Raw genomic sequence first — 314 nt, 5'->3', positions numbered from 1 at the left:
GGCCCGGGAACGTATTCACCGCGGCATGCTGATCCGCGATTACTAGCGATTCCACCTTCATGCACCCGAGTTGCAGAGTGCAATCTGAACTGAGACGGCTTTTTGGGATCCGCTCGGCCTCGCGACCTGGCTTCCCATTGTCACCGCCATTGTAGCACGTGTGTAGCCCAGCTCATAAGGGCCATGAGGACTTGACGTCATCCCCACCTTCCTCCGGCTTGTCACCGGCAGTTCCTCTAGAGTGCCCACCCAAACATGCTGGCAACTAGAGGCGAGGGTTGCGCTCGTTGCGGGACTTAACCCAACATCTCACG

At 58.3% G+C, this 314-nt stretch carries 1 rRNA gene (running past one end of the window); it reads right to left on the bottom strand.

The window, feature by feature from the left end:
- Window positions 1-314 (bottom strand): 16S ribosomal RNA (locus tag AC5JL8_RS10365); its annotated part reaches 107 nt to the left of the window's first position; the annotation flags it as partial.

This window comes from Mojavia sp. (assembly GCF_059505145.1).
The sequence above is the reverse complement of the archived record's forward strand: the minus strand, read 5'-3'. Positions and strand labels throughout refer to the sequence as shown.